Raw genomic sequence first — 3432 nt, forward strand, 5'->3', positions numbered from 1 at the left:
ATGATCGATTGTAAATACATCCGAACTTGAACGTTCTGGGGAGTGACAGTATTCGCACAGATATCTAGCTCGTTTTCGCACCAACTGTCGAGTGCGCTCATTGACTGTCACGGGTGGGCAATCAGGAGGGCGTTGACAAAGGTTAAAATCCTCTCTAGTTCTGATATTCCTGCATATTCCGCTTCTTCTTCTGGAGTTAGAAATCCAGCTTTTTTTTTCTCCAAAAGTTCTTCGGCGCGAAAGTGCATCTCATCAGTGAATTTGACGAGATTGACGTTATCTACTTTTTCAACTTTGATGCCAGAACGCAGCCATGATGATGGCTCGATCATTGAAACTGGAGTCATTACTTGAGGATTCATCATATTTTCTCCATATCTGTTTTTATTATATTTTTTTGATTAGTGATCGCGCTTCCTGTTACTGCTACTTCTCTTGTGTCTGACAACAGCAACTGCGCCTAACGACTGAAGTCGCAGGTATACAGACAAAAACAAAACCTGCCTATCGCGCTTGCGCTGCGCGTAGCACATCACGTAGGTTTCAAATCCCCTAATCCGCGACGGCGGACTTTGTTTGTGTAGCTGGGAATTCTATTCGCCCAGATCCATGAAAAGCTGTTGCTGTCTTTCAAAACCAATCCAACTTAAATGGATTGGCAGAGTCTATGGCAGCGCAATCACCTAAAATATTAGCAGTAATTAAACGGCTTACCCTACTCTTACGCCAATAAGAAGTATGAGAGCGTTCTAAGCCGTGAGCGATTGCTAAACCCCCTAAAGTACTTATGTAAGGAGCAGATTTTTTCCAAAGGGCACGAGATCCAATATATCGATCGCGTAAAAATAGTTGAGATGGCAAATCTATATTAAAACTTGCTCGAATAGGATAAGCCAAAGGGTCGGACGAGCGTATTATATTAACCCATCTGAGAGGTTTATCTGTATATTTACTAGCAAATAGTTTTAGATTTTCTGGACTAATACCCAACATCAAGTTAAATAACAGAATTGGTGTTCCCATTGTAGTAATACTACCTAAGGTTACTTGAGGTGAGTCCTTAGAGCCAGCTAATCCTTTAATGATTGAACGAATGTAGAAAGCTGGATCGTTAGATTCAAACTTATCAGAAAATAAAATATCCAATAAAATTACACCACCCAAAGAATGAGCAACTATATGAAGTTCATTTTCACTAGGGTATTTTTCTAAGCATTCAAGCAATTGCAGGGCAATAAGTTTTCTAATTTTCCAGCCATAATCTAGATTAAGATAAGTAAAAAGATCGTTAAAAAAGTGATTTACAAAAAACTCTCTATACTCGCTGTACTGGAAAATATCTCCAATATCAATTTTTGAGTTTTTTTGAAAATTGTTTAAGTCTTGCTGAACCCAATTCCACAGGTTAGGTGTATTTTTCAGTACACCACCCCAGAGGCTAGGGTAGAAAACGGGAGCAGCTTGTTTCCTTTTAAAAAACTCCTCTCTAATTTTATCCGTTAATTCATTTGCATATCTGTTATCCCTTGTTGCAACACCGTGAATAAAAAATACAAGCATTTTACCTTAAACTTACTCGTTATCTTTACATAGGCTAAAAACTTCATTTACCCAATCTGAAACTGAGTTTTCATAATACTCTATTGCTAATTTCCCTACAGCTTGTGTTGTAAACCAATCCATGCCACCTCCAACAACTGCGCCAATCACAGGAACTGCTTTACCAATGGATTTTTGAAGAGCTTTTTCTGCCATTTTTCGACCACCGACCTTCCAAAGAGCTTTGGCTAGGTGTTTGGATATTCCTTTCATACTATAGTTAACAACTGCCTTGCCTCCATATTTTGTCAAAGCTTTGGCTGCATATTTGGGTGTCTCTTTCGCCGCAACTTGAATAGCCGATTTTTTCAATGTATCTACTGCTTTTAATGCTTGTTTAGGTGCTGCATTAAGCGCTTCTGCAATTACTAAATTTTTTAAAGCTTCTATTGAACCATTAGACAAAACTAAGAAAATATCTGTTTTTGAATCGGTATTCTCAGGAGTGTATCCATAGATATATGCAATTGAGCGTATAGTAAAGGCTTGAATTTTATAGGCTTTTACTAAATCTATAGGAATTGTTGCAGGTAAAGTAATCAATCCTCCTAGACCAGTAACAGCTCCTAATAAACCACTATTTATAGATTGCTCATTAACTATTTTTTCTGCAATTTGCTTGTTAGTGAACTCAGGATTATATGAACCAAGTTTATTAATATAATTTGTTATTTCCTTTGGTTCAGAGCCAATAACCCAATCAATCAACGATTCAATCGCTTTTTCTAAGTCTGAAAAATTCATTCATTTGAGCCTCAAAATCTAGCTTCAATCTAGCTTCACAGGCTCTCTAGTGTCAGCCCCCGCCCAACCGAAACCAGGCAGGGGCATAACACTCAGCTTAATGCACTAACTCGATCGCTCTTTTAGTCAACGCCTCAGCCGTTATCCCATTAAATGCCATCAACTCTCCAGCACTTGCAGTCGTTTCACCCCGCTTCCATGCAAACGTATCCCGCTTAGAATTGCTCCGCAACATGATAGGTTCCAGCATCGAAGAAGCACCACCGGTTACTCCAATCAACGCATCGCCGTCGAACAACTGAGCAAACCCGGCATCATCCAAGAATCCGTCATCCGATTCAGAACAAGTATCCCAAGCCACATCATGGAAACGGTACAAACGGCGAGGATTAATCACTGAGACAATTCGCGCACCAATCCCTTCCGTTTCCAGGTAGGCAGCCGCTTCAAACACGGGAATCAGCGTCATGTCGCCAATCACGGCAAACACCACCGTCTTATCCCCTTTAACTTCTTCCAGCAACACCGCACCATTTTGCAAACCTTGGCGAGTTTGTTCAAACGTGGTGCGAATGGGTAGGGGTGATTTGCTAGCGGTAATTACAATCCCCTTATTCTTCGTTGTCAGCGCCCACTCGTAACAGACTTGGATACTATTCGCATCCGGGGGGAACAGAGGGAAGACATTGCCATTGCGCATCATTGCCGCGAAATACGCCTCGATTTCCGGACGCTGGTGAGTCCAACCATTCCGCCCTTGCTCTAATGCCCCAGCCGTGTATAGAGTAATCGTCGAAGGAGTGGGACGGCGCAATTCAGCCATCGCTTGCGTTACTGTCTGCCAAATTGGTAAGCCGTTAATCGCAAAGGATTCGTAAGAACACCAGAGGGTACGAGCACCCATCAGGGATAAACCTGCTGCTAATCCTGCACAAGCATCCTCACTCAACGGTTCGTAAACTTGACCATTAGGGGCTTGGTTGTAGAGACTATCCGGTGTGGGGTGGATAATCTTGAGGGCTTGGTTAATGTTGGCGATACCGGAAGCTTCATTACCATCCGCGTTGGTTACCAGGAAATTGCGATCGC

At 41.7% G+C, this 3432-nt stretch carries 3 protein-coding genes and 2 pseudogenes; all 5 read right to left on the reverse strand.

Annotated elements, in window-relative coordinates; genetic code table 11:
- Positions 1–111, reverse strand: a pseudogene (locus V6C93_RS38450) (HNH endonuclease); the annotation flags it as partial.
- Entirely contained in the window at positions 108–365 is a 258-nt protein-coding gene (locus V6C93_RS24300) for a hypothetical protein (RefSeq protein WP_333479251.1), read from the reverse strand. The pseudogene V6C93_RS38450 and the gene V6C93_RS24300, both read right to left, overlap by 4 nt.
- Before the next feature lie 265 nt (positions 366–630).
- Complete coding sequence (locus tag V6C93_RS24305) at positions 631–1560, reverse strand: hypothetical protein (protein WP_333479252.1); 930 nt, start codon at positions 1558–1560, stop codon at positions 631–633.
- A 12-nt stretch (positions 1561–1572) separates the two neighbouring features.
- Positions 1573–2343 (reverse strand): EcsC family protein, encoded by a 771-nt coding sequence (locus V6C93_RS24310; protein ID WP_333479253.1) that lies wholly within the window; start codon positions 2341–2343, stop codon positions 1573–1575.
- A gap of 97 nt (positions 2344–2440) precedes the next feature.
- Positions 2441–3432 (reverse strand): annotated as a pseudogene (locus tag V6C93_RS24315) (phosphoketolase); the annotation flags it as partial.

This window comes from Allocoleopsis sp. (assembly GCF_036703385.1).
Classification (GTDB): domain Bacteria; phylum Cyanobacteriota; class Cyanobacteriia; order Cyanobacteriales; family Coleofasciculaceae; genus Allocoleopsis.

Bases quoted from the DNA above. Each gene is read 5' to 3' on its own strand.
- V6C93_RS24305 (WP_333479252.1), bottom strand. From the start codon at position 1,560: ATGCTTGTATTTTTTATTCACGGTGTTGCAACAAGGGATAACAGATAT.
- V6C93_RS24310 (WP_333479253.1), bottom strand. From the start codon at position 2,343: ATGAATTTTTCAGACTTAGAAAAAGCGATTGAATCGTTGATTGATTGG.
- V6C93_RS24300 (WP_333479251.1), bottom strand. From the start codon at position 365: ATGATGAATCCTCAAGTAATGACTCCAGTTTCAATGATCGAGCCATCA.